Here is a 26,413-nt window from a genome sequence, read left to right on the forward strand (position 1 = left end):
GCCGTTCAGAGGGAAATCATCCTGTGACAGGCACTTTCCGTTCGCTGCGAAATTTCAACTACCGGGTCTGGGCGAGTGGCGCGATCGTCTCGAACGTCGGTACGTGGATGCAGCGCACGGCGCAAGACTGGCTCGTACTCACGGAACTCACGCATCACAATGCGACTTCCGTGGGTATCGTCATGTCCTTGCAATTCGGACCGCAAATGCTGTTGCTGCCGCTCACCGGCTATGCGGCCGATCATTTCGACCGCCGCAAGCTGCTGTTCGCCACCCAGGCGGCCATGGGCTCGCTGGCACTGGCGCTCGGTCTTCTCACGATCACCGGGCTCGTGCAGCTCTGGCAAATCTATGTTTTCGCGGGGCTACTCGGCTGCGTCACCGCGTTCGATTCTCCGGCGCGTCAAACCTTCGTATCGGATCTGGTCGGGGAAAGCGATCTCGCAAATGCGGTCGGCCTCAATTCCACCTCGTTCAACGCGGCGCGCATGATCGGGCCCGCAGTGGCGGGGCTACTGATCGCGTCGGTGGGCACCGGCTGGGTGTTCCTGATCAACGCGCTGTCTTTCGTCGCGGTGCTCGGTTCGCTGCGCATGCTGCGCCTGCACGAACTGCATCTGAAGCCACGCGCCGTGCGCTCGCGCGGCAGTTTCGTCGAAGGCTTCAAGTATGTGTGGACGCGTCCCGATCTGAAAGCGGCCTTGCTGATGCTGTTCCTGATCGGCACGTTCGGACTGAACTTCCCCATTTTCATCTCCACGATGTCGGTCACCGCCTTTCACGCGGGCGCCAGTCAATACGGCGCGTTGAGCTCGACAATGGCAATCGGCTCGGTCACCGGCGCACTGCTCGCCGCGCGCCGCGCGCGCCCCCGGATGGCGCTGCTGCTCGGCGCGGGCGCGATTTTCGGCGTGGGCTGCACGGTGGCCGCGCTGATGCCGAATTACGTGCTGTTCGGCATGGCGCTCGTCGTGATCGGCGTATCGACGCAAACCTTCACCACGTCCACCAACAGTCTCGTGCAGCTCACCACTGAGCCCGCCATGCGTGGCCGCGTGATCGCGATCCTGCTGGCGATCGCGCTGGGGGGCACGCCGCTCGGCGCACCGGTGGTGGGCTGGGTCGCGGATCGTTTCGGCCCGCGCTGGGCGCTCGGCGTGGGCGCCGCGTCGGGTTTCGCTGCGGCGCTCGTCGGCCTGCTTTATCTGGTGAAGTACCGGCAGTTGCGCGTGTATGTCCAAGGGCGACGGCTGTGCTACAGCATCGACGACCCGCGTCCGGTTGCGAGCGCGGCAACGTCTTACGTCGGTCCCGTCAGCGCGGTGCAGAATGCCGCCGTCAGCGAAGCGGAGGAAGACGCTTCGTCGGGCGTTTAGACGACCTCGCCGCTTCAATTCAATGTAAAAAGCCGGCCTGAATCGATCAGGCGCGGCTTTGTCGTTACCGCCGTACTGGCGCTGCGCGGCAGCTTATCTGGCGACCGGCATCGTGAATTCCGCGCCCTTCGCAATGCTGTCCGGCCAGCGCTGCATGATGCTCTTGTAGCGCGTATAGAAGCGCACACCCTCTTCGCCATACGCATGGTGGTCGCCGAATAGCGAACGCTTCCAGCCGCCGAACGAGTGCCACGCCATCGGCACCGGAATCGGCACGTTGATGCCGACCATGCCCACCTGGATCTGCCGGCCGAACGCACGGGCAACGCCGCCATCCGAAGTGAAGAGCGATACGCCGTTGCCGAACTCATGCGCGTTGATCAACTCGACGGCGCTCGCGAAATCGGGCACTCGCACCACCGCCAGCACCGGGCCGAAGATCTCTTCCTTGTAGATCTTCATCTGCGTGCCGACGTTGTCGAACAACGTGCCGCCGATGAAGAAGCCTTCCTCCGCCGCCACCGGATGCGCGCGACCGTCGACGATCAGCCTCGCCCCTTCCGCCTCGCCCGAGGCGATATAGCCGGCCACCTTGGCTTTATGTTCGGCAGTAACCAACGGTCCCATCTCGGCGTCGAGGCGCTCGCCATTCTTGATGACGAGCGCTTTGACGCGCGGCACCAGCTTGTCGATCAACCGGTCGGCGACATTGCCCACTGCCACCGCAACCGAGATCGCCATGCAACGCTCGCCTGCCGACCCATACGCGGCGCCGATCAGCGCATCGACGGCCTGATCGAGATCGGCGTCCGGCATCACCACGAGGTGATTTTTGGCGCCGCCCAGCGCCTGCACGCGCTTGCCGTGCTTCGACGCTTCCGTGTGAATGTATTCGGCGATCGGCGTGGAGCCCACGAACGACAGCGCCGCGACATCCGGGTGTTCGATCAATGCATCGACGGCCACCTTGTCGCCGTTCACCACATTGAATACGCCGTCCGGCAGCCCCGCTTCCTTCAACAATTCGGCGATCCGCAGCGACGCCGACGGATCGCGCTCCGACGGCTTCAGCACGAACGTGTTGCCGCAGGCGAGCGCGACCGGGAACATCCACATCGGCACCATCACCGGGAAATTGAACGGCGTAATGCCTGCCACCACGCCGAGCGGCTGGCGCAGATTCCAGTTGTCGATGCCACCGCCGATCTGGTCGGTAAAGTCGGTCTTCAACAGATTCGGAATTCCGCACGCGAACTCGACCACTTCGATGCCGCGCACCACTTCGCCTTGCGCGTCCGTGAACACCTTGCCGTGTTCGCGCGTGATCAGCATCGCGAGTTCGTCGTGATGCTGATTCAGCAGTTCCTTGAATTTGAACAGGATGCGGGCGCGCTTGAGCGGCGCCGTTTCGCTCCACGCGGCAAACGCGGCCTTCGCGGCCTTGACGGCCGCGTCCACTTCTTCGACCGAAGCCAGCGCGACCGAACCACTCACCTTGCCGGTCGCGGGATTGAACACGTCCTTGAAGCGGCCGCTCGTCGGTTCGGCCGGCGCACCGCCGATGTAATGACCCAATTGCCGCACCGACAGCTGCGCTTCTTTATTCGCTACATTCATGTTCTGACCTCGTGTTCGGGAAATAGGCCACGGCGCTTCGCCCTCGGGCCGTGAGCAAGAAATATGGGGCTGCGGCGCACAGCGCGTGAAAGCGGCGGGCCGCCCGCTGCGTGGCTTCATGAAGACCCGCCAACTGTATCGACGGCGCCGGGCATATTCCCGATACAGCGCGATAGAACCGCGCCTCACTGTATTGTTTTTGGCGTCGCAACTGTCATGGAGCCGCACACCTCGGCAGCGAAGCGATAGGCAAACGCGGACGGCCCGCGACGCGCAGAGCGTCAAAAACCGCCTACACCCCGCGTGACGAGCGCATACGGTCCGCACGTCAACTGCTCCCTGAGGAATTCGATGCACACCTGGATCTTCGCCGACGACGACAGCCGCTCCGCGGTCACCGCCCATACGTCGGCGGACTGCTGGTAATCCGGCAGCACGCGTACCAGTTCGCCGGCGCGCAGACTCTCGGCCACATCCCAGATCGACACCATCACCACACCGTAGCCGTCCTTGGCCCATTGCACGACGATATCGCTGAGATTCGACGCGACCGTGCCCGTTACCTTCACGCTCTTTTCCCCGTCCGGTCCGGCCAGACGCCAGACGCCGAAGCGATCGTCGCGGCCGCGAAACAGCAGGCAGTCGTGTTGCGTCAGTTCGCCCAGCTCCGCCGGCGCGCCCCGGCGCTCGAGATAGGCGGGCGATGCGCAAAGAATCCGCGCGCTCTCCACCATCTTGTGCGCAATCAGATGCGGCTCGTACACTTCCCCGACGCGAACGTCGATGTCGAAATTCTCGCCAACCAGATCCGCGCGCCGGTCCAGCAACTCCAGCCAGATTTCCAGATTCGGATGACGCTCGCGCAGCATCGCGAGAATCGGCGACACGTGTTTGCGGCCGAGCCGCAGACTCGTGCTGATACGCAGCAGCCCGCTCAACTCGGTACGACGATCGGCGAAAGCATCGGCCATACCCTGCACGTCATCGAGTATTTTCTGCGCCCACTGCAAAGCGGCTTCGCCGTCGCTCGTCACGCTAACCCGCCGCGTGGTGCGCTGAAACAGCTTCACCCCGAGACTGGCCTCGAGCATCGCGATCCGTTTGCTCACATGCGAGGGCGACAAGCCCATTTCCGTCGACGCCGCGACGAAGCTGCCTCGCCGCGCGATGTTGCAGAACAGCTGAAGATCACGCAGAAACGACTCATTGCTGGCTGTGAGCGCATTCTGATTTTTCATCTGGTCGCATTGTGTCCGTGCAGAAGCACATTACCCTAGCCTCAACGGATTGATCGGGCAAGCCGGGGCTCACCGGGCGCGATGTTCCGTACACCCAGGTACTGGTTAACCCTGTATCGGCGTGCGACAGCGACTGCCAACGGATCGCCGGCCAGCACGTCCAGGAAAGTCCTGGCTTGCAAAGTTCTGGTTTCGGCGCGCCAATGAGTCAGCCATAGAAGCTGACAAAAACATTTCTGTTCAGGAGACGATATGGAAACGAACGCATCGGCGAGCACCCACGGGCATGGCTCGCAGGCTCGCAAAGCAACCGCCAGCGGCTGGATCGGATCGGCGCTCGAGTACTACGATTTTTTCATCTACGCTCAGGCGGCCGCCCTCATCTTCCCTCAGCTGTTCTTTCCATCCGGCAATCCGAAGATCGCGATCGTCGCCTCGCTCGCAACCTATGGCGTCGGTTACGTCGCGCGGCCGATCGGTGCGGTCGTGCTCGGGCATTGGGGCGACACCCACGGCCGCAAGAACGTGCTGCTCGTGTGCATGTTCCTGATGGGCTTCTCGACGATGGCAGTCGGCCTCCTGCCCACCTACCATCAGGTCGGTATGCTGGCGCCGACGCTTCTGGTGATCCTCCGGCTGATTCAGGGCTTTGCCGTCGCCGGTGAAATCTCGGGCGCAAGCTCCATGATTCTCGAACACGCGCCATTCGGGCGACGCGGCTACTACGCGAGTTTCACGCTGCAGGGCGTGCAGGCGGGCCAGATTCTCGCTGCCGCCGTGTTCCTGCCGCTCGCCTACTTCATGGATGAGAGTTCGTTCAACTCGTGGGGCTGGCGGATTCCGTTCCTGCTCAGCGCGCTGGTGCTGGTCGCCGGCTACTACATTCGCCGCGAGGTGGACGAAACGCCCGCCTTCGCCAAGGAAGACGCGAGCGGCAACGTGCCGAAGTCGCCGATCGTCGAAGCCTTCCGCTATAACTGGGGCGATATGCTGCGCGTGGTCGGCTGCTCGCTGATGAACGTGATTCCCGTCGTCGCCACGATTTTCGGCGCGGCGTATGCGGTGCAACAGTCTTACGGTATCGGCTTCTCCAAGAGCGTGTATCTGTGGATTCCCGTGGTCGGCAACATTGTCGCGGTGCTGGTGATTCCGTATGTGGGCAATCTGTCGGACCGTATCGGGCGGCGCCTGCCGATCATCGTCGGTGCGCTCGGCGCGGGCCTGCTCTCGTTCGCGTATCTCTACGCGATCAGCATCCGCAATGTGCCGCTCGCCATGGTCATGTCGGTCCTCATGTGGGGCATCGTCTATCAAGGCTATAACGCGACCTTCCCGAGTTTCTACCCGGAGCTGTTCCCGACCCGCTCGCGCGTGTCGGCGATGGCGATCGGCCAGAACATCGGCACGACGATCACCGCGCTGCTGCCGGCCTTGTTCGCCTACGTCGCGCCGCCCGGATCGAACAACATCCCGCTCACCATCGGCGCAATCACGTTCGGCATCACGGTCATCGCTGCGGTCACGGCATGGAGTGCGCGCGAGAACTTCCGCGTCAAGCTGAGCGACCTGGGTCAACCCGGCGCGGTGCCGATCGACAAGCACAGCTATGAAACCCTGCGCGCGCAGACCATGGCCGACGCAAAAAAAGCCGTCGCGTGAGTGCCGACGCTCACGCATCCGATCGCAACCGCAGAGGACCCGATTCATGAACAGGACGCGGATCGCAGTGGCCGGCGCGGGCTATATCGGCCGCGCGCATATGGCCGTCGCGCAACAGAGCGGCACGTGCACGCTGTCGGCGATCGTCGACCCTTCGCCAGCGGCCAGGCCGATCGCCGCCGAGGCCGGCGTGCCGCTCTACCCCACGCTCGACGAACTGATCGAACGGGACCGTCCGGACGGTGTGATTCTCGCCACGCCGAACCAGTTGCATGTGGAGCATGCGTTAGCCTGCCTCGCGGCCGGCGTGCCGACGCTGCTCGAAAAGCCGATCGCGCCGACCGTCGATGAAGCCGAGATGCTGGTCGGCGAAGTCGAACACAGCGGCGTGCCATTGCTGATCGGCCATCACCGCGCGCATAGTCCGATCATGGCGCGCGCGCGGCAACTGATCGACGAAGGCCGCCTCGGCAAACTGGTCGCGGTGATGGGCAGCGCGGTGTTTTTCAAGCCCGACCAGTACTTCTCCGATGCCGAATGGCGGCGCAAGCCGGGCGGCGGCCCGATTCTGCTGAACATGATTCACGAGGTGCACAACCTGCGCATGCTGTGTGGCGACATCGTCGCCGTGCAGGCTTTTTCATCGCATGCGACGCGCGGCTTTCCGGTCGAAGACACGGTCGCGATCAATCTGCGTTTCGCGAGCGGCGCGCTCGGCAGCTTCATGCTATCGGACACCGCGGCGAGCGCGCGCAGCTGGGAACAGACTTCCCAGGAAAACAAGGCCTACCCGTCGTATCCGGACGAAGATTGCTATGTGATTGCGGGCACGTTCGGTTCGTTGTCCGTGCCGACCATGCGCCTGAAAACGTATGGCAAAGCCGAGGACCGTTCGTGGTGGAAGCCGTTCGAGGTGAGCATCGCCGCCGTGACGCGCGACGATCCGCTCAAGCTGCAACTGGCACACTTCGAACGCGTGATTCGGCGTGAAACGGAGCCGCTCGTGAGTGCCCGGGACGGCCTGCAGAATCTGCGCATCACCGAGGCCATCGCCGCAGCCGCCAATGCGGGCTCGGTCGTGGACACCACGCCAGCCATCGCATCGGCTCGTTAAATCCGTGCGGCGCGCGCCGCGCCGGCAACACCTTCTTCGGGATCCCAGATGAAAACCTTCGTGATGCTGCACGGCATCAACCACAACATGTTCGGCAAGCGTGATCCGGCGCAATACGGCACCATCACGCTCGCTGAAATCGACAGCAAGCTGCAGGCGTCGGGCAAGGAACTGGGCGTTCATGTGGAAAGCTTCCAGACCAACAGCGAAGCCGCCATGTGCGAGCGCATTCACGAAGCTTTCACCGACAACGTCGACGGCGTGCTCATCAACGCCGGCGCATGGACGCACTACAGCTACGGGATTCGCGACGCGCTCGCCATTCTGGTGGTGCCGGTGGTCGAAATCCACATGTCGAACATTCACGCGCGCGAAGCGTTCCGGCATCAGTCGGTGTTCGCGGAGATCGTCAAAGGGCAAATTTGCGGCTTTGGCGTCGACAGTTATCTGCTCGGGCTACGCGCGGCCGTGTCGGCGGCGGCGGCCTAGATCGCGGCGAGTGTGTGCTGCGCCGTTAGCGCCATTGTTCGGTCAGTTCGTTGGCCAGCACCATCTTCTCGCGCACCACATCGACCAATGCGGCATCTACGCCGCCCTGCGCTTTCAGGAACTTGAGCGCAGCGGAATGCACCGTGCGCATCGCGCGCCCGTCGATTCCCGCCATACGCGCCCCGCTGCGCCGCGTCTCTTCGACCAGATCGCGGGCGCTGCCGAAGTCGGGCGACAACCCGCTCTGCGCCTCGAACGCTGCGCGCAATCCGGCCGCATAGTCGCGCGACTGCCCGAGCCGGTCGATGTCGATCAGCAGACCGACACCCTCGGCCATCCGCAACGCGCAGAGAATCCACAACGCGACAAACGCGCGATAGGCGTTGTTGCCTTCCGCCGTGCGCGCGTATTGCTCACACGCCATCGCGTAGGCGTCATCCGGCATCGATCCCACGGGCGGCAAGCTTGCGCCGCAAACGGCGATCGCCTGTCTGACCAGTGGGTCTGACTGGTTCAGACCCAGTACACGAAACGGCGCGGCGACGAAAAAAGGATTGCTCCATTGCTGACTGAGCAGCCATCCCGAGGCAAACTGCGATGCCGGATTGCGCAGCACGCCCACGTGCATCGCTTCTGGAAACGCCAGTTTCAACCAGGGCAGCCGGCCCGACGAGCGGCAAAACTTGAAGACCGGCACGCTGCCCAGTTCGACGGTGCGTTCGCAAAGATTGTGCAAATAGGCCTGTAAAGGAGGGAATTCCGCATCCGGCGTGCTCGCGAAACGATCGATGCTGAAGCGTTTGCGATAACCGGCCACGCCGCGCACGCGGTCCTGAAGAAACGGACGGTACTCGTCGAAGTACGGCGCAGCGAGCGGCGGATGCCCCGAGGTCAGCGTGGGTCGGGAGGCGGCCACCTCGGCGAGGCTCAGCTCGGCGAGTACGTTGCTGAGCGGTTCGTAAAAGCCGGTTGCCGCGTCGAGTTCACGCAGACGGGACCAGACCCACGTACCCGCGCTGCGCCAACCCGTGTGCAGAAATACCGCCTGTTTCAGCGCGCTTTTTTGCGCGGCATCGTTCAATCGGGAAACCGGTTCGTTAGCGGCGTTCGACGGACTGTTCGACGGCCCTTGTGACAACGGCATGGGACTTCTCTTCTGAAGGCGACAACGATTCGATGGAAAGCGGACACTGCCCGCGGCGCTTCATGGCGGCTCATACTTGAACGGGTCGAGCGGTCGGCTTCGTGACGGAAACATCACTTTACCTTGCGAGGCCGTGCCGCGTTCGGCTGCGTGCACCGCCGACGGCCATGGAACCGCATGGCCAAACGCATTATGCTGCCAGACTTGCGCCCTCTTCCATTGCTCACATGAACGATTCGGCCGATATCCGCCTCGGCACTCAGGCAGCCAACCTGTTCCCGAGCCGCTGGGACACAATCGTGACCGCCGAAGAAGCCGGTGTCTACAAGCCGCACCCGCAACCGTACCGGCTCGCGCTCACGACACTCGGCGTTCAGGCCCACGAAGCCGCATTCGTGGCCGGCTCCAGCTACGACATGTTTGGCACCGCCGCGGTCGGCTTGCGTACATACTGGCACAACCACGCCGGCCTGCCGCTCGTCGCGGGTGCGCAGGCACCCGAGATCGAAGCGGCCAAGCTCGATTCGCTCATCCCGTGGCTCGGCCGTTTCGGCCTGTGAGCCCCATCACTTCAATCCCGGTGACAGCATGAAACTCGAACAGATCGAAACCCCTGCCGCGCTGATCGATATCGCGCGAATGCAGAAGAACATCGCGCGTATGCAGGCGCGCATGAACACGCTGGGCGTCGCGTTCAGGCCGCACGTGAAGACCACCAAATGCATCGACGTGGTGCGTGCGCAGATCGCCGCCGGCGCGCGCGGCATCACGGTGTCGACGCTGAAGGAAGCCGAAGCATTCTTTGCCGCCGGCATCCATGACATTCTCTACGCGGTCAGCATGGCGCCCTCGAAGTTGCCGAGAGCGCTCGCGCTGCGCCGCCAAGGCTGCGATCTCAAGCTGGTGGTGGACAACCCGAACGCCGCGTCGGCGCTCGCCGCATTCGGCGACCAGCATGGCGAAAACTTCGAGGTGTGGATCGAAGTCGACACCGATGGACACCGCTCGGGCATCACGCCCGAAGAGGACACATTGCTCGAAGTCGGGAAAATTCTGCAGGAGAACGGCGTGAAAGTGGGCGGCGTGATGACCCACGCAGGATCGAGCTACGAGCTCGATACGCCGGCCGCGCTCGCGGTGCTCGCCGAACGGGAGCGCGCGGGCTGCGTGCGCGCGGCGCAACGGCTGCGCGAGGCCGGCATCGCGTGCCCGGCGGTCAGCGTCGGCTCGACGCCCACCGCGCTCGCCGCCGCGCAACTGGACGGCGTCACCGAAGTGCGGGCCGGTGTCTACGTGCTGTTCGATCTGGTCATGCACAACGTCGGCGTGTGCGCGCTCGACGACATCGCGCTCAGCGTGCTCGCCACCGTCATTGGTCATCAGGCGGATAAAGGCTGGGCGATTCTCGACGCAGGCTGGATGGCGATGAGCCGCGATCGCGGCACGTCCAAACAGTCGCACGATTTCGGCTACGGCCAGCCGTGTCTGCTGAACGGCACCCTGCTGCCCGGGTATGTGGTGAGCGGCGCCAATCAGGAGCACGGCATTCTGTCGTCGACCGAAGCAGGCACGCGAGTCGACGATATCGCGGAGCGCTTTCCAATCGGCATGAAGCTGCGCATTCTGCCGAATCATGCGTGCGCAACGGGCGCGCAGTTTCCCGAGTATCACGCGGTCGCGCCGGACGGCAACAGCGTGGCGTGGCGACGCTTTCACGGCTGGTAGCCGAACGCGGTCCCGGGCCTTCAGCAGCCCTGCTCACTCATCCTCTTCTCCCAGCCCCGCCAGCAGATCGTCGACCGCCCGATACACGCGCTCGACGATCTCCGGCCCCACCTTGCGCTCCAGCTCGCGATAGTGCGCTTCGAGATCCTTCGAAATCACGCGCACCAGTTCCACGCTCGTGTCCGTCAGCGACACCAGCACGCGCCGCTGATCCTCCGCGAAACGCTCCTTGATGACGAGATCCATGCTCTCCATGCGCGCGAGCACGCCGGCCATGCTCGGGCTGGAAATCGTGCAGATATCGGAAATGTGGCGCGGCTCCATCGGGCCGTGCTCGTCGAGCGCGCGAATCACGCGCCATTGCTGCTCGGTGAGTCCGTGAGCGGTAATCAACGGACGGAAACGCTCCATCATTTTTTCTCGGGCGCGCAACAACAGCATCGGCAGGTTGCGGTGCAAAACTCGGGTGGCAGCGGACATGTTGGAAAAGAAATAAGAGCAGCCGGCGAAGCTTAAGGGAAAACCCGCGATCAATCGACAGCCTATTGACCGTGAATCATATCAAGCGCAATACTACTAACATGTTAGTGTTTTCGCTGAGTTTTTTTCCTGAGAGTCTGCCGTTATGTTCGCCCTTGCCGATCACCTGCTGCATCCCGAAGGCGACCCACTGCCTCGCGACGTGGACGCGTGCACCGCGGCCGCCCTGCTTGCACGCGGCATAGCCTGCCGCGCGCCGGTGCATGGCGCGGTGTACGGAACCCTGCTGAACGACCGTGCCGCGCTGGATGCGCTAGGCGACGCGGTGCATGCGGCGCCGTATAAAGCGCCGCCGAAAGGGCCGGTTCTTTATCTGAAGCCCCGCAACACGCACGCCGGACATCGCGCGAAAGTTGTCGTGCCAGACGATGCGTTGGGGGTAGAAGTCGGCGCGTCGCTCGGTATCGTGATTGGCCGCACTGCAACACGCGTCGATGCGAATCGCGCGGCGGACTACATCGCCGGCTATACGCTGATCGCCGACCTGAGCGTGCCCCATGCGAATGTGTACCGGCCTTCGGTGCGTTTTCGCGCGCGCGACGGCTTCTGTGTGATCGGACCGGCGGTGGTAGCAGCGCGCCATGTTGCAACGCCGGACGAGCTTGCCATCGCGGTCTCGCTCAACGGCGCCGCGGCCTTTGCGGCAAGCACGGCGGCGTCGGTGCGTAAGGTCGCGCAATTACTCGCAGACGTCACCGATTTCATGACCCTGAGCGCGGGCGACGTCATCACGACCGGCGTGCCCCACGGCTCGCCGGTCGCACATATCGGCGACACGGCCACGCTGACGATCGGTGCCATGCCACCACTTATGGTGTCGTTTGTCGCCGCACCGGAACACGACGGAGAACCACGATGATGCGCGGCCGTGTTGCGTATGCGGGTGCGATTCACGAAGCCTATCCCGATGCCCATGGCGTGCGCCTCGCGGACGGCCGCGTGCGTCGCGAAGATGAAGTGGTCTGGCTTGCGCCGATCGAAGTCGGCACGATCTTCGCGCTCGGGCTGAACTACGCCGAGCATGCGAAGGAATTGCAGTTCAACAAGCAGGAAGAACCACTCGTCTTTCTCAAGGGACCGGGCACGGTGCTCGGGCATCGCGGCGTCACGCGCCGCCCCGCCGATGTCACGTTCATGCACTACGAGTGCGAGCTGGCGGTCGTGATCGGTCAGAGCACGCGGAAGGTGACGCGTGAAAACGCCCTGCAGCATGTGTCCGGCTACATGATCGCCAACGACTATGCGATCCGCGACTACCTCGAAAACTACTACCGCCCCAACCTGCGCGTGAAGAATCGCGACGGCGGCACGGTGCTCGGCCCGTGGTTCGTCGACGCGGCCGACATCGGCGACGTCACGCAGCTGGAATTGCGCACATTCGTGAACGGCACACTGCAACAACGCGGCAATACGCGCGATCTCGTCACCAGCATCCCGGCGTTGATCGAATACCTGAGCGGCTTCATGACGCTCGCACCCGGCGACGTGATTCTCACTGGCACGCCGGAAGGCATCGTCAACGTGAATGCGGGCGACGAAGTGGCCTGCGAGATCGACGGCCTGGGCCGTCTCGTCAACACGATTGGATCGGACGCGGACTTCGGACGCGCCTGAGCGACAGCAAAAAGGACTACGCAATGCGAATCGACCATCTGATCAACGGCGAAGCCTGCGCCGCGAAAGACTATTTCGAAACGGTCAATCCGGCCACGCAGGACGTGCTCGCCGAAGTGGCCCGCGGCGGCGCGCAACAAGTGGATGCCGCCGTGCGCGCGGCCAAAGGCGCGTTTCCCGCGTGGGCCGCCAAGCCCGCCGCAGAACGTGCGAAGCTCGTGCGCAAGCTCGGCGAACTGATCGCAAGGCATGTGCCGGAAATCTCGGAGACCGAAACAAAGGACACCGGCCAGACCATTTCGCAAACGCGCAAGCAGCTCGTGCCGCGCGCCGCCGACAACTTCAGCTACTTTGCCGAGATGTGCACGCGCGTCGACGGCCATACGTATCCGACCGACACGCATCTGAACTACACGTTGTTTCATCCGGTCGGCGTCTGCGCGCTGATCTCGCCGTGGAACGTGCCGTTCATGACCGCCACCTGGAAAGTTGCGCCCTGCCTCGCTTTCGGCAACACAGCCGTGCTCAAGATGAGCGAACTGTCGCCGCTCACCGCGTCGATGCTTGGGCAACTGGCGCTCGAAGCCGGCATCCCCGCCGGGGTGCTGAACGTGGTGCACGGCTTCGGCAAGGAAGCCGGCGAGCCGCTGGCCGCGCATCCCGACGTGCACGCGGTATCGTTCACAGGATCGACAGCGACCGGCAACCGCATCGTGCAAACCGCGGGCCTGAAGAAGTTCTCGATGGAACTCGGCGGCAAGTCGCCATTCGTCATTTTCGACGACGCCGATTTCGAACGCGCACTCGACGCCGCCGTGTTCATGATCTTCTCGAACAACGGCGAGCGCTGCACGGCGGGGTCGCGCATTCTGGTGCAACGCCCGATCTACGCGCGTTTCGCCGAGCGCTTCATCGAACGTGCGAAGCGTTTGAGCGTCGGCGATCCGCTCTCGGACAGCACCATCGTCGGCCCGATGATCAGCCAGGGGCATCTGGCGAAAGTACGCAGCTATATCGAACTGGGCCCGAAGGAAGGCGCCACGCTCGCGTGCGGCGGCCTCGATACGCCGGACCTGCCCGACGCAATGCGCAAAGGCAACTTCGTCATGCCGACGGTATTCGTCGATGTCGACAACCGCATGCGCATCGCGCAGGAGGAAATTTTCGGCCCGGTCGCGTGCCTGATTCCGTTCGACGACGAAGCCGACGCGATCAAGCTCGCCAACGATATCTCGTACGGCTTGTCGAGCTATATCTGGACGGAAAACACGGGCCGCGCGCATCGTGTCGCCACCGCCGTCGAAGCCGGCATGTGTTTCGTCAACAGTCAGAACGTGCGCGATCTGCGTCAGCCGTTCGGCGGCACCAAGGCATCGGGCGTGGGCCGCGAAGGTGGCACGTGGAGCTACGAAGTGTTTCTGGAACCGAAGAATGTCTGTGTCTCGCTCGGCTCGCACCCTATTCCACGCTGGGGTGTGTAACGTCGCCAAAGCGATGAGAATCGACACGCGAATGCAACTTGCCTCGCGCCACACGGAACAGCAACTATCTTGCATGCGGCCGCAGCCAGCGCTAACGCGCTAACCGCAGCCGACACGGAGACCACGATGGGCAAACTCGCATTGGCAGCAAAAGTGACTCACGTCCCGTCGTTATATCTGTCCGAACTCGACGGTCCGCACAAGGGTTGCCGCCAGCCGGCGATCGACGGTCATCACGAAATCGGCCGGCGCTGCCGCGAACTGGGCGTCGATACGATCGTCGTGTTCGACGTGCACTGGCTCGTGAATAGCGAATACCACATCAATTGCGCACCGAAATTCGAAGGCGTGTACACCAGCAACGAATTGCCGCATTTCATCAGGAACATGCCGTACGCGTATCCGGGCAATGTCGGCCTCGGGCATCTGATCGCCGAAGTCGCCAACGAGATGGGCGTGAAGAGCCGCGCGCACAGCGAAACCACGCTCGAACTCGAATATGGCACGCTGGTTCCGCTGCGCTATATGAATAGCGATCAGCATTTCAAGGCCGTGTCGGTGGCGGGCTGGTGCATGTGGCACGACCTGGAAACGAGTGCGCGCTTCGGCCTCGCGGTGCGCAAGGCGATCGAGGAACGTTACGACGGCACCGTCGCGATCCTTGCGAGCGGCTCGCTCAGTCATCACTTCGCCAATAACGGAACGGCCGAGCAGTTCATGCACAAGGTGTGGAGTCCGTTTCTCGAACGGATGGACCGCAGCGTCGTCGAGTTGTGGGAAGCCGGTGACTGGAAGACCTTTTGCGCCATGCTGCCGCTTTACAACGAGAAATGCTGGGGCGAAGGCGGCATGCACGACACCGCGATGCTGCTCGGCGCGCTCGGCTGGGACCGGTATGACGGCAATGTGGAGGTCGTCACGCCGTATTTTGGCAGTTCGGGCACCGGCCAGATCAACGCGATCTTTCCAGTCACGCGGCTGCCTGCCTGAATAGTGAGGAGATCAACGTGCCGCATCTGACACTCGAATACAGCGCCAATCTCGCCGGTGCCGAGCGCATCGGCCAACTATGCAACGCGCTCGCGCAATGCCTCGCTGCGCAGCGCCAGAACGGCAACGAAAGCGTCAACGAAAGCGAACAGCGGGTTTATCCGCTCGGCGGCATTCGCGTGCGCGCCGTGCGCTGCGAGCAGTACTGCATCGCCGATGGAGGCCCCGACGCCGCGTTCCTGCATGCGAATCTGAAGATCGGCGCAGGTCGCTCCGGCGCCACGAAAAAGGCGACTGGCGACGCGCTGTTCGCCCTGATCAAACAGCACTTTGCGCTCGAGTTCGAGCAGCAGGGCCTCGCGCTATCGCTGGAAATCGGTGAGTTCAGCGAAGCCGGCACATGGAAGCACAACAATCTGCACGCGCGGCTCAAACGCTGACACCCGAAGCCGCGCTGTGGTCCATAGAGAATCCATCATGCTAGACGAACAGACTATCCGCGACCTCGCGGCGCAACTCGATCACGCCGAAAAGACCCGCACGCAACTGCGCCACTTCTCCGCGCAATATCCGCAGATGACCGTCCAGGACGGCTACGCGATCCAACGCGAGTGGGTCAAGCTCAAACTGGCCGAGGGCCACGTGATCAAAGGCCGCAAGATCGGGCTGACGTCGCGCGCGATGCAGCGTTCGTCGCAGATCGACGAGCCCGACTACGCGCCGCTGCTCGACAGCATGTTCATCGAAAGCGGCCAGGACATTCGTGCGGACCGTTTCATTTCGCCGCGCGTCGAGGTGGAACTCGCGTTCGTGCTGGGCAAACCGCTAAAGGGGCCCGGCGTCACGCTGTTCGACGTGCTCGACGCCACCGCCTACGTGAGCCCCGCGGTGGAAATCATCGACGCGCGCATCGAACAGTTCGACCGCGAGACCAAAGCGCCGCGCAAGGTCTACGATACGATCTCGGACTTCGCCGCGAATGCGGGCATCGTGCTCGGCGGCCGCCCGGTGCGGCCGCTCGATGTCGACCTGCGCTGGGTCGGCGCATTGCTCTATAAAAACGGCACTGTCGAAGAAAGCGGTCTTGCCGCGGCGGTGTTGAATCATCCGGCAACGGGCGTGGCGTGGCTCGCCAACAAGATCGCGCCGTACGACGAAGCACTGAACGCCAACGACGTGATCCTGAGCGGCTCGTTCACGAGTCCAATCGCGGCACGCGCAGGCGACACCTTCCACGTCGACTATGGCCCGTTGGGCGGCATCGGTTTGAATTTCATCTAAGTGGAGCGACATGTCTTTACCGCACAACCCATTTAAACGCGCGCTGGCGGAAGGCCGCCCGCAATTCGGCCTGTGGGCCGCGCTCGCCGACGCGTATGTGACCGAACTGCTGGCCACTGCCGGTTTCGACTGGCTGCTGATCGACAACGAGCATGCGCCCAACGACGTGCGCAGCACGCTGTCGCAATTGCAGGCGGTGGCCGCGTACGCGTCGCATCCGGTGGTGCGCCCGGTGCGCAGCGACAGCGCGTTGATCAAGCAGTTGCTCGATATCGGCGCGCAAACCCTGCTGCTGCCCATGATCGACTCAGCGGCGCAAGCCGTCGACGCCGTGGCGGCCACGCGCTACCCGCCGCAAGGCATTCGCGGTGTAGGCAGTGCATTGGCGCGGGCATCGCGCTGGAACCAGACACCGGACTATCTGACCACCGCCGCCGATGAGTTGTGCGTGCTGGTACAGGTGGAAACCGTGCAAAGCATGGAGAACCTCGCGGCGATTGCGCGCGTTGAGGGCGTCGACGGCGTCTTTTTCGGGCCATCGGATCTGAGCGCGTCGATGGGCCTGCTGGGCAAGCCGGGCGACGCGAGCGTGCGCGCCGCGATTTGCCACGGCATCGACACCGTGCGTCATGCGGGCAAAGCGGCGGGCGTGCTGGCGCCCGATCCCGCGATTGCCGCCGACTATCTGGCGGCGGGGGCGAGCTTCGTCGCGGTCGGAACGGATACGGGTTTGTTGAGCCGCGCGGCGGCGGAGCTCGCTGCGTCGTACAAGACAACGGCGCAAGTGGCCGTGCCGGTCAAAGACAAAGGCGGTTACTGAACCAGGCGGGGTTCACGCCCACGTCGTGTATGCAGCAAAACATTACTCCCCCGCCGGCCAAGGCAACCCGAGCTCCGACCAGTCCAGTTCCACGCCGATCACCGAGCGCTCGGCGGCGAACTGCACGGCCACCGTCACCGCAATACAAGGCCGTCCGCTCGCCAGCGAAAGATAAGGATTACTGGCGACCGCCACACCGGGCAACAGCACCGCATTGCGGAAATACGGCCGATGATCCCATCGCGCATCCCGCGGATCCGCCACCGGATGCAAGGACGCGCCCTCCTTGCTCCAGGCCGGCCCTGGCACCTCGTGACCGATCTGCCGGCCTGAATCGTCGAGGATGAAACAGCTGACGCAGCGCTCGAACGTCGCGAGCGTTGCAAACGCGTCGTCAGCCACGGCGCCGGCCAGCAACGCATCGGCGGCGAGCCGCAACGCGACCCGATACGGCTCGACTTCGGATTCGAACAACGCATGCTGATGCGCGCGCCCCTGCGCGATCACGTCGAACGCATCGTCGATCTGCCGGTGCACGGACTCCGGCGGCGCGATCTCGACCGCCGGCCGCCCGAGCAGATAGCCCTGCGCGAAATCCACATTCGATTCCACCGCGAGTATCAGCTCCTCGGTCGTCTCCACGCCTTCCACCACCACCAGCATCCCCGCCTGATGCAACAGCGAAACAAGCTTGGGCAGGATCGGCTGTTCGGTGCCATGGGTGGTCGCGCGAATCAGTTCACCGTCGAGCTTGACGAGGTCTGGGCGGATGCGCAGCAAGCGGTCCAGATTCGACTGCCCCGCGCCGAAGTCATCGACGGCGATCAGGAAGCCGTGCTCGCGGTACGCGGCCGCCGCCCGCGACATATCGTCGACACTGCCGCCATGCGATTCGAGAATCTCCAGGATCACGCGCCCGGTGTCGAACCCCGAACTGCGCACGATGGCGGCGAGCTGATCGGCGTATCCATCGGCGATGAAAGTGGCGGGCAAAATATTGAGGAACAGCCACGCATCGCCCGGCAGCGCGCGGCACGCGTTGCCGAGATGCACGGCATGGCTCGCGCGGTCGAGCGCGCCTTCGTCGTTCGACGGCTTCGGCGCAAACATCACCACCGGCGGCACCAGCGTGCCGTCGTCCTGCTCGCCGCGCAGCAGCGCCTCGAACCCGACCTGCTTCTGATGCGACAGACTGTAGAGCGGCTGGAAGTGCGAGATGAGGTAAAAATCGTCCCACCGATGGCGCCGCCCCGCGCCACCCTCGAGGGCTTGCGCATCGGCGCGGCGCGGCTGCAGCGCGTCGAGCGGCGGCGCGCGTTCGGCGCACACGCGGTTCCTGCCCGAGTGCTTCGCGCGCAGCAACGCTTCGTCTGCGCGGTCGAGCAGCACCATGATGCTTTCGCCGTGGCGATGCTCGGCCACGCCGAAGCTCGCGGTCAAACTTCCGTCCGGGCGGTCGATCGCTTCGATCGCGCCGCGCAGGCGTTCCGCCAGGCTCAGTGCGCCCGCCAGACCGTCGTGCAACAGCACTGCGAACTCCTCGCCGCCGATCCGGCTCACGCTGTCTTCCGTGGTGGTCTCGTCCATCAGCACCTGAGCGACCCGGTGCAGCGCCCGGTCGCCGAGCGCATGGCCGAACCGGTCGTTCAAGGACTTGAAGTTGTCGATATCGACGAAAATCGCGCTGATGCGCGCTTCGGGCGCAAGCGCGCCGAGGCGGCCCTCCGCCTGCTTGACGAAGGCGCGGCGGTTTTGCAGGCCGGTCAGCGGATCTGTCGCGGCGAGCTGCGCGAGCTGGCTTTCAAGCAGGAAGTGATTGCGCCTGAAGCGGTAAAAGCCGAAGTGAAACACCATCGAAGCCGGTACGCCGATCGCCACGATCCACATCCACACGGCGATATCGACGTCATGCGCGAGCGGCTCGCCGAGCAGCAGCACGAAGGCCGCCGCATAGAAGAGCACGCTGCCGGTCAAGAAGTGCGTCGGCGTGAGCCATAGCGGCGCCGCGCAAACCGGGATCACCACCAGCGCCGGCAGCACCCACAGCAGCGGCTGCGCGAGGCCGGCGGCGTTCAGCGCGAGCCCCGCCACCAGTACCTGCATGTACGCGACGCCGATCGCGCCGAACACCCAGGTCGATTTCGCATTCGGGATCGCCAGCACCAGCAGCACGAGTACCAGCGCGCAGAGCAACCTGTAGGTGAGCGGCGCCGCTGGGCCGTCCACGAGATTACGCGCGCCGACCATGCACAGGAACGCGATCACCGTGAATGCCATCGTCACCGTGGACAGCGGGCGCTGATGCTCCAGCGAGCGCTCATGAAAGCGATCGCGCAGACCAGGATCGGGCAGGTGCTGCGTTGAGGTGGCAGACATATCGAGGTTATCAGCTGGTTCCAGTCACTCCGCCATTGGTTATCGGCAGGCGTCTTCCTAATATTTATGCCTGACGCGCAAATAGAGGTAAAAAATTCCGCCGGTGCCTCGCCGGTGCCTCGCCGGTGCCTCGCTGATGCCTCGCCGATGCCTGCTACGCCGCCGCCATCACACGATTGCGGCCCGATTCTTTGGCGGCATACAGTGCACCGTCGGCGCGCGCCATCAACTGGGCAAGCGACTCGGGGCGCCGATGCTGATCCACTCCGACACTGAAGGTGTAGCGCAACCCGCGGGGCAGACCGGCCGGTGTGGTCGCCGCGAGCCGGACGCGCAGGCGCTCGAGCAGCGCGACCGCGTCGGCGGTGGTGGTCGCCGGGCACAGCACGCCGAACTCCTCGCCGCCCAGCCGGCCGAATATGTCGCCAACCCGCAGGTTGTCCGCGACGAACGCCGCGAAGTGCACCAGCACCTGATCGCCGGCGGCGTGGCCGTAGGTATCGTTGACGGCCTTGAATGAATCGATGTCGATGATCGCCATCGTCAGCGGCGAGCGGCTTCGCAGCGACGCCTTGAGCAGCGCGTCGCCGAGCGCGAGGAAGGCACGGCGCGACAGCGCGCCCGTCAGGTCGTCGACGTTCGCGAGCCGCTCCAGCCGTTCGGCAAGGCGGTCGTGCGCCAGCATCACGACGCCGATCGACAGACACGGCGGCGCGAGAATGCCGAGGGCGAGAAAAATGATGTTCGACGGCGTGACCTCCATGAGGCCGGTCTGCATGAGGATGCCGAAGCCGTACATTACGCCGCGCGACGCATGCCCCGCGCACAGCAGCATGGCCGCCACCGCGAGGAAGTAATAGCTGTAGCGCGGCCGGTGCGGCGGGCGGCCGCGCACCATCAGCGCAGCGAGCACCGCGTAGAGTCCCGCGTGGTACACCGACACCAGCGCGACGCGGGCATTGAAGTCCGGCGCGGCGAAGGTCCAGTACGAAATGCCGACCAACACTGCGACGAGGCCCGCGTACGCCGCCCATGGACGGGTGCGGCGACCGAGAAAACGCAGGCAGCCTTCGATCACGAGCAATAACGACAGGGCGAGCAACTCGTTGGCCGCGACGAAGGTCAGCCAGCGCGACGCATGTCCCTGCAGCGCGAATGCGAGCAGCGCCACGATGGCGAGCGCGTTGGCCGCGATCCAGTAGCCAACGCCGGGAATCGCCGCGCGCCACAACGACCCGAGCACGGCCATCGCCATCGCGCTCGATAAAACGGTGACCAGCAGAATACTGAGTGGATTGAGCATGGCAAGTGAATGACTCGAACGACATGACAACGGCGCGACGCAAGTAACGCGTAGCCCGTGCACATGCTTCGTGCGCGCGAGGAATACGCACCCTCTCGTACACTCGTGCGCCATTGCATGCGCGTCGAGTTCTCGCGTATTCGTCAGCTTATACGGTCTGCGTAAAAATTACTGCACGTCATCGCGAGGCAAGATTTTGTAAGGACGCGCGACGGCGTATCCCGCGTTGCCTGAAAAGCGTTGCATTTACCACGAAATGGTGGCGTCAAAAGCGCGGCGCAATTATCCATTAATGCAGCTGGAGCAGACGAATTCAAATGCCGCATAGACCGTAGGATCGTGCGAGCCGCAATGGAACCAGCAAAAATTACGTAATCGCAATGCATCCAATACGCGCGTTTTTGCGTATAAGCTGACGAATGGAAAGTGGCTAAAAGTTATCGTCTTAAGTAGACTCCCCTCGAAGTGTGTCGGACAGACTAGACAGCTTTGTAAAAGTCACTTATGGACGCGTGCAACGCGCGATTTTTCCGAACACTTTGATATTCACCCGGCCGTCGCGTCCTTTGTGCGCATCGAAGCAACGGCCATTCCCCGGAAACCATGGTCCCCATTCTCGATTACCTGCTGGAACGCCAGATCTCGCCACAGTGGCGCGGCATGCTGACCGCGCTCGCCGCCGAGTTCGCGGCGCAGATCGGCCGCGACGAACTGCGGCAGCTGATGCACCGCGTCGGCAGCCGGTTCGCGGCGGCGCATCCGCTGCCCGCCTGCGCATCGACGTCCGAGCTTGCACACGCGTTGAATTTCTACTGGCAGGAGATGGCTTGGGGCTATGTCGAACTGGCCGACGAAGCCGAGTCGCTGCGCATCGTTCACTACTGTGCACCGCTGCAGGCATTCGGCGAGGCCGCGCTGACATGGACCCCGGCGTTCCTCGAAGGCGTCTATCAGACGTGGTTGAGCGCGCTGGGCGCGCAAGGTCTGTCGGTCGCGCAAACGAGTGCGTACGGCGAGGACAGCGCGATCGAGTTTCGTCTGGGTCGTCATCCAGCATGAACGGCGTGAACGATGCGGCTCGCGGATCGAACGGGCGCGACGGGCGCGTGTGTCAGGTAAGCGCCGTGCAACTGGCGCTCGCGGGCGGCGCGCCGGGCGAAGCAGCGTAACGGCTCCGGGCACAAGACAAAGAAGCAATGCAGTCAGGCAGACGCACCTGACCGGGCGCGTGCAGTGGCAGCGGTAAGAAGGGTTTAGCGCCGCAAGCAGGTAAGGATGGGGGGCAAGACAAGTCATGAACAAGACGGCGGCATTATGAGTTCATCGAGCGACATCGAAAAACTGTTCGATCATTTTGGCGGCGACGCCAACGCGTACCAGGAAATCGGCCGCGAAAACGAAGCGCGTTCGGCGCGCACGCGTTGGCCGCTTCTGGTGACGCTGGATCTGACGCAACCGGCGATTCCGGCGATCGGGCAAGCTCGGGAGGCGAGGCCGCAGCCGCCGATGAGCGCCGCGCCGACGGCCGTCGATCGCCAGGACACGACGCCCAAGGACGTCGCCGCGGTGACCCGCGCGAAGGCGCCCTTGTTCACGCGCTCGCATCGACGGGATATTCCGCCGGTGGTGTTGGCGGCCGCGCAGCCGGCTGCGCCGAGCGGCGCCTCGCGGTTCGGCGCGCCTGAAGCGGAACAGGAAGGCACGGCGCGGGATGCGTCTGCTAGCGCAAGCGTGGGTGATGCACGGCATGCGGGTTCGGTGCCGTTTGCGTCTGGCGCACCTGTGCAGGGCGGTGTGTCGGCCCCGGTCACGCCGGTTGCTGCGCCGGCTCCATTTGCCCCTGCGGCGCCCAGTGCTTTCACGCCCGTCGCGCCGGTTATGCCTTCGGCTCCGTTTGCACCCGCTGCCGCCGCGGCTGCGGCTTCACCTGTCGCTGCGCCGGCCGGGCTTGCATCGCTCGCGGCCGTGTCGCACGCCGCAGCGGCCACGCCGGTGGGTGGCGGGTCGCCCGCGTTCCTGTTCCGCACGCCTGCTACGCAAACGCCTTCTGCCGCGCCGACGCGGGCGCAAGCGCCGGCGCCCGCCTTCGCTCCCGTGCAGCAATTCACCACACCGGCACCGGCACCGGCATTTGCAGGCACTTTCGCACCGGCAACCCCGGCCGCCCAATCCACCCCGAGCGCGTCCATCCTCGGCAAACTCTTCGCCGCGGCCTCGCCCCCCGGGCCGCCGCAAGCCGCCGCGCCCGCTAACGAATCCGCGCCGCTGCAATCGGTCTTCGACCGTCTGCGCGGCGCACCCGCTCCCACTCCCGCCACGCCGGCCGGCGCATCGCGCGCCGCCGCGCCCGGCGTCGCCAATTCGTGGCTGGTCAACGGCCCGCGTCGCTCATGAAAGTCATTGCGGTGGTGTCCGCCAAGGGCGGGGTCGGCAAGACCACCCTCGCCGCCAATCTCGCTTCCGTGCTGGCCACCAGTGGCCGGCGCGTGATCGCCCTCGACCTCGACCCGCAGAACGCCCTGCGCCTGCACTTCGGCGTGCCGCTCGACAGCATCGACGGTCTGTCGCGCGCGACGCTCACCGGCGACCCGTGGCAGACCGTGATGTTCGACGGCGTCGACGGCGTGACCGTGCTGCCGTACGGTGCGGTGCTCGAAGACGACCGCCGCCGTTTCGAAGCGTATATCGACCAGGAACCGCGCTGGCTCGCTCAGTCGCTGCAGAATCTGCGGCTCGACGCGTCGGACATCGTCATCATCGACACGCCGCCGGGCTCCTCCGCTTACGTGCGCACCGCGTTGTGCGCGGCCACCTTCGCGCTGAACGTGGTGCTCGCCGACGCCGCCTCGTACGCGGCGATTCCGCAAATGGAGCGGCTCATCGCGACTTACGCGGCGCCGCGCGCCGAGTTCGGCGGTGACGGCTACGTGATCAACCAGATCGACCAGTCGCGCCAGTTGACCAAGGACGTGCTCAAGGTGCTGCGCCAGATGCTCGGCGCGAAGGTCTTTCCGGGCGTGATTCATCTGGACGAAGGCGTGAGCGAAGCGCTCGCCTGCGACACCACGCTGATCCACTACGATCCGCTCAGCCAGGCCGCCGCCGATTTCCGCGCGTGCGGCACATGGCTGATGGCGGCGCTCGACGCGATCGCCGTCTCGCCGAGGAACGTCGCATGAGCACGCAGGGATCGCCGGAATTACAGCAGGCGCCGGGCGGCGAAGGCGCCGAGCCGTCGCGCTTCGAGCGTTTCGTCGACGCCGGCTTCTGGAACAGCCGCATCGTCACCGTGTTCGTCACGGCGTTCGCGCTCGGCATGCTGTACTTCGTGTTCACGGTGCCGCTCGAGTTCTACCAGCAACTCGCGTTCGCGACCTGCTGCTTCCTGGTCGCGCTGCTGTTGCGCCGCCTGCAAGGCCGTTACGCGACGATGGTGATGATCATGCTGTCGGTGGTCACCTCGGGCCGCTACATGTACTGGCGGCTCACCGCGACCACCTACTGGGAGCATCCGCTCGATGCGGCGTGGGGCCTGCTGCTGGTGTCCGCCGAAGTCTATTCGACCATCGTGCTGCTGCTCGGCTACTTCCAGACCGCCTGGCCGCTCAAGCGCACGCCGCTGCCGCTGCCCACCTCGCGCGGCGAGTGGCCGAGCGTCGACGTGTTCATTCCGACCTACAACGAGCCGCTTTCCGTGGTGAAGCCGACCATCTACGCGGCGCTCGCACTCGACTATCCGCCCGAGAAAATCTCGATCCACGTACTCGACGACGGCCGCCGTCCGGAGTTCAAGGCATTCTGCGAGGAAGTCGGCGTCAACTGGACGATCCGCACGCACAACCGCCACGCGAAAGCCGGCAACATCAACGAAGCGCTCAAAATCACGGGCGGCGAGTACATCGCGATCTTCGACTGCGATCACATTCCGACCCGCTCGTTCCTGCAGGTCGGCCTCGGCTGGTTCCTGCGCGACAAGCTGCTGTCGATGTTGCAAACGCCGCACCACTTCTTCAACGCCGACCCGTTCGAACGCAATCTCGGCACCTTCCGCAAGGTGCCGAACGAAGGCGAGTTGTTTTATGGGCTCGTGCAGGACGGCAACGACTTGTGGAACGCGACCTTCTTCTGCGGCTCGTGCGCCCTCCTGCGCCGGACCATGGTCGAAGAGATCGGCGGCATCGCGGTCGAGACCGTGACTGAAGACGCGCATACCGCGCTCAAGCTGCACCGCCTCGGCTACACCACCGCGTATCTGGCGATTCCGCAAGCCGCGGGGCTCGCCACCGAAAGCCTGTCCGGCCACATCGGCCAGCGCATTCGCTGGGCGCGCGGCATGACGCAGATCTTCCGGATCGACAATCCGCTGACCGGCAAGGGCCTGAAGTTAGGCCAGCGGCTGTGCTATCTGAACGCGATGATGCACTTCTTCTACGGCATCCCGCGCCTTGTGTTCCTCACCGCGCCGCTGTCGTATCTGTTCTTCGGCGCGCACGTGATCGAAGCCGCCGCCAGCACGATCGCGATCTACGCGCTGCCGCACATGATGCACGCGAGCATCACCAACTCGCGCATGCAGCGCTCGTTTCGCCATTCGTTCTGGGCCGAAGTGTATGAATCGGTGCTGGCGTCGTACATCACCGCGCCGACGCTGCTCGCGCTGATCAACCCGAAGCTCGGCAAGTTCAACGTGACGGCCAAGGGCGGCCAGATCGAGAAGAACTATTTCGACTGGGCGATCTCGCGGCCGTATCTGTTCCTGCTGTTGCTGAACCTGATCGGCTTCTGCGTGGGCCTCGCGCACATCTATCTGAACTGGCACGTGCGCAGCGTGGTCCAGACTACCGTCCTGAATCTCGCGTGGACCACATACAACATGCTGATTCTTGGCGCGAGCGTGGCCGCCGCGAGCGAGCGGCGCCAGATTCGCGCGGTGCACCGCGTGGCGATGAAGATGCCGGTGATGCTCAAGTTCTCGACCGGCCGCACGCTCGCCTGCGAAACCATCGACTACTCGGAAGGCGGCGTCGGCGTGGCGCTGCCGGCCGCGATCCAGGTGCCGATGCACGAGCGCGTCACGGTGTCGCTGTTTCGCGGCGACGAGGAATACGCGTTTCCCGCGACCGTCGGCTTCACCGCGCCGGGGCGCGTGGGCCTGCGCTTTTCGGCGCTCACGCGCGAGCAGGAGTACGAGTTCGTCAAGACCACTTTCGCGCGCGCGGACGCGTGGACCGGCTGGGCCGAAGGCCGTCAGCAGGACACGCCGCTGCGCGGTCTGTCGCACGTGCTGAGGGTCGGCGCGCGCGGCATCGGCGGGCTGTTCGAACATCTTTACGCCGACCTTCGCAGTTCGATGAAAAGCCGTCCGGTGGACGTCAAGAAGCTAAAAACCAAAGACTGATCAATGGGCAACAGGATGGCGAAGGACAAGATCGAACGCTCGGATCACGAGCGCGGCAGGACCGGATTACACACCTTGGCAGCGCGCCGCGTCGGACGCTCCGGCTCGGGACGGCTGATGCGCGGCCTCGCCTGCTGGCTCGCGTTGCAGACCGCGCTGGCCGCGCCGCTGGCGTCGGCGGCTGAAATGGTCGCGGCAACTGGCGCAAGCGCCGCGCCGGCTACCGGCCAGGCCGCCGCCACGCAGGC

23 protein-coding genes and 1 pseudogene are annotated in these 26,413 nt (G+C 64.4%); 18 read left to right on the plus strand and 6 right to left on the minus strand.

The window, feature by feature from the left end; genetic code table 11:
• Nucleotides 1-23 precede the first annotated feature (23 nt).
• Nucleotides 24-1,376 carry an MFS transporter gene (locus CIC12_RS25930; protein ID WP_168668293.1) on the plus strand — a complete coding sequence of 451 codons (1,353 nt, stop codon included), beginning with the start codon at nt 24-26 and terminating at the stop codon, nt 1,374-1,376.
• Nucleotides 1,377-1,469: 93 nt separating this feature from the next.
• Here the strand turns inward: CIC12_RS25930 and CIC12_RS25935 are convergent, their stop codons facing one another.
• Nucleotides 1,470-2,993 (minus strand): CoA-acylating methylmalonate-semialdehyde dehydrogenase, encoded by a 1,524-nt coding sequence (locus tag CIC12_RS25935; RefSeq protein WP_168668295.1) that lies wholly within the window; start codon nt 2,991-2,993, stop codon nt 1,470-1,472.
• A 281-nt stretch (nt 2,994-3,274) separates the two neighbouring features.
• Nucleotides 3,275-4,231, minus strand: coding sequence for a LysR family transcriptional regulator (locus tag CIC12_RS25940; protein ID WP_168668297.1), 957 nt, complete (start codon nt 4,229-4,231; stop codon nt 3,275-3,277).
• A gap of 252 nt (nt 4,232-4,483) precedes the next feature.
• Between CIC12_RS25940 and CIC12_RS25945 the strand changes: the two genes are divergently transcribed.
• From CIC12_RS25945 to aroQ, 3 genes are read left to right on the plus strand one after another with little or no spacing between them, the layout of a single operon-like run.
• Nucleotides 4,484-5,890, plus strand: coding sequence for an MFS transporter (locus CIC12_RS25945; protein WP_168668299.1), 1,407 nt, complete (start codon nt 4,484-4,486; stop codon nt 5,888-5,890).
• A 46-nt stretch (nt 5,891-5,936) separates the two neighbouring features.
• On the plus strand, nt 5,937-7,004 hold the full coding sequence (locus CIC12_RS25950) for a Gfo/Idh/MocA family protein (RefSeq protein ID WP_168668300.1): 1,068 nt from the start codon (nt 5,937-5,939) through the stop codon (nt 7,002-7,004).
• A 48-nt stretch (nt 7,005-7,052) separates the two neighbouring features.
• Nucleotides 7,053-7,493, plus strand: coding sequence for a type II 3-dehydroquinate dehydratase (aroQ, locus tag CIC12_RS25955; RefSeq protein ID WP_168668301.1), 441 nt, complete (start codon nt 7,053-7,055; stop codon nt 7,491-7,493).
• Between the two features lie 25 nt (nt 7,494-7,518).
• On the opposite strand, the gene CIC12_RS25960 is transcribed toward aroQ, so the two are convergent.
• The gene (locus tag CIC12_RS25960; protein WP_238812891.1) at nt 7,519-8,637 is read right to left on the minus strand and encodes a hypothetical protein; all 1,119 of its coding nucleotides are present in this window, start codon (nt 8,635-8,637) and stop codon (nt 7,519-7,521) included.
• Between the two features lie 245 nt (nt 8,638-8,882).
• On the opposite strand from CIC12_RS25960, the pseudogene CIC12_RS25965 reads away from it, so the two are divergent.
• Nucleotides 8,883-9,197 (plus strand): annotated as a pseudogene (locus tag CIC12_RS25965) (HAD family hydrolase); the annotation flags it as partial.
• 28 nt (nt 9,198-9,225) lie between these two features.
• On the plus strand, nt 9,226-10,362 hold the full coding sequence (locus tag CIC12_RS25970; protein WP_168668302.1) for a DSD1 family PLP-dependent enzyme: 1,137 nt from the start codon (nt 9,226-9,228) through the stop codon (nt 10,360-10,362).
• A gap of 33 nt (nt 10,363-10,395) precedes the next feature.
• On the opposite strand, the gene hpaR is transcribed toward CIC12_RS25970, so the two are convergent.
• A complete protein-coding gene (hpaR, locus tag CIC12_RS25975) occupies nt 10,396-10,803 on the minus strand; it encodes a homoprotocatechuate degradation operon regulator HpaR (RefSeq protein ID WP_121323838.1) in 408 nt (135 codons plus the stop codon).
• Nucleotides 10,804-10,987: 184 nt separating this feature from the next.
• Here hpaR and CIC12_RS25980 point away from each other — a divergent pair, with 184 nt between their 5' ends.
• From CIC12_RS25980 to hpaI, 7 genes are all read left to right on the plus strand, one after another.
• Nucleotides 10,988-11,761 carry a fumarylacetoacetate hydrolase family protein gene (locus CIC12_RS25980; RefSeq protein WP_168668303.1) on the plus strand — a complete coding sequence of 258 codons (774 nt, stop codon included), beginning with the start codon at nt 10,988-10,990 and terminating at the stop codon, nt 11,759-11,761.
• Nucleotides 11,758-12,516, plus strand: coding sequence for a fumarylacetoacetate hydrolase family protein (locus CIC12_RS25985; RefSeq protein WP_168668304.1), 759 nt, complete (start codon nt 11,758-11,760; stop codon nt 12,514-12,516). Before CIC12_RS25980 ends, CIC12_RS25985 begins: the two co-directional genes overlap by 4 nt.
• 23 nt (nt 12,517-12,539) lie before the next feature.
• Nucleotides 12,540-13,997 (plus strand): 5-carboxymethyl-2-hydroxymuconate semialdehyde dehydrogenase, encoded by a 1,458-nt coding sequence (hpaE, locus tag CIC12_RS25990; RefSeq protein ID WP_168668305.1) that lies wholly within the window; start codon nt 12,540-12,542, stop codon nt 13,995-13,997.
• 126 nt (nt 13,998-14,123) lie between these two features.
• Complete coding sequence (hpaD, locus tag CIC12_RS25995; RefSeq protein WP_168668306.1) at nt 14,124-14,987, plus strand: 3,4-dihydroxyphenylacetate 2,3-dioxygenase; 864 nt, start codon at nt 14,124-14,126, stop codon at nt 14,985-14,987.
• Nucleotides 14,988-15,004: 17 nt separating this feature from the next.
• Nucleotides 15,005-15,427 (plus strand): 5-carboxymethyl-2-hydroxymuconate Delta-isomerase, encoded by a 423-nt coding sequence (locus tag CIC12_RS26000; protein WP_168668307.1) that lies wholly within the window; start codon nt 15,005-15,007, stop codon nt 15,425-15,427.
• 37 nt (nt 15,428-15,464) lie between these two features.
• Nucleotides 15,465-16,268 (plus strand): 2-oxo-hept-4-ene-1,7-dioate hydratase, encoded by an 804-nt coding sequence (hpaH, locus tag CIC12_RS26005; RefSeq protein ID WP_168668309.1) that lies wholly within the window; start codon nt 15,465-15,467, stop codon nt 16,266-16,268.
• A 10-nt stretch (nt 16,269-16,278) separates the two neighbouring features.
• The gene (hpaI, locus tag CIC12_RS26010) at nt 16,279-17,088 is read left to right on the plus strand and encodes a 4-hydroxy-2-oxoheptanedioate aldolase (RefSeq protein ID WP_168668311.1); all 810 of its coding nucleotides are present in this window, start codon (nt 16,279-16,281) and stop codon (nt 17,086-17,088) included.
• Between the two features lie 42 nt (nt 17,089-17,130).
• Here the strand turns inward: hpaI and CIC12_RS26015 are convergent, their stop codons facing one another.
• Both CIC12_RS26015 and CIC12_RS26020 read right to left on the minus strand, forming a co-directional pair.
• Complete coding sequence (locus tag CIC12_RS26015) at nt 17,131-19,464, minus strand: EAL domain-containing protein (protein WP_168668313.1); 2,334 nt, start codon at nt 19,462-19,464, stop codon at nt 17,131-17,133.
• Nucleotides 19,465-19,618: 154 nt separating this feature from the next.
• Entirely contained in the window at nt 19,619-20,767 is a 1,149-nt protein-coding gene (locus CIC12_RS26020; protein ID WP_168668315.1) for a GGDEF domain-containing protein, read from the minus strand.
• Nucleotides 20,768-21,370: 603 nt separating this feature from the next.
• On the opposite strand from CIC12_RS26020, the gene bcsD reads away from it, so the two are divergent.
• The 5 genes from bcsD to CIC12_RS26045 all read left to right on the plus strand — a co-directional run.
• Nucleotides 21,371-21,826: a cellulose biosynthesis protein BcsD gene (bcsD, locus tag CIC12_RS26025; protein WP_168668317.1), complete on the plus strand. Its 456-nt coding sequence runs from the start codon at nt 21,371-21,373 to the stop codon at nt 21,824-21,826.
• A 255-nt stretch (nt 21,827-22,081) separates the two neighbouring features.
• Nucleotides 22,082-23,161, plus strand: a complete 1,080-nt coding sequence (gene bcsP / locus CIC12_RS26030; RefSeq protein ID WP_168668319.1) for a cellulose biosynthesis protein BcsP — start codon at nt 22,082-22,084, stop codon at nt 23,159-23,161.
• Entirely contained in the window at nt 23,158-23,946 is a 789-nt protein-coding gene (gene bcsQ / locus CIC12_RS26035) for a cellulose biosynthesis protein BcsQ (RefSeq protein ID WP_168668321.1), read from the plus strand. The genes bcsP and bcsQ overlap by 4 nt, the downstream gene beginning before the upstream one ends.
• A complete protein-coding gene (gene bcsA / locus CIC12_RS26040) occupies nt 23,943-26,165 on the plus strand; it encodes a UDP-forming cellulose synthase catalytic subunit (protein ID WP_168668323.1) in 2,223 nt (740 codons plus the stop codon). Before bcsQ ends, bcsA begins: the two co-directional genes overlap by 4 nt.
• Nucleotides 26,166-26,168: 3 nt before the next feature.
• On the plus strand, nt 26,169-26,413 hold a 245-nt coding region (locus CIC12_RS26045), incomplete at its 3' end, for a hypothetical protein (protein WP_168668325.1).

The sequence above is a fragment of the Paraburkholderia sp. SG-MS1 genome, assembly GCF_012275575.1.
In the GTDB taxonomy this organism is placed as follows: Bacteria; Pseudomonadota; Gammaproteobacteria; order Burkholderiales; family Burkholderiaceae; genus Paraburkholderia.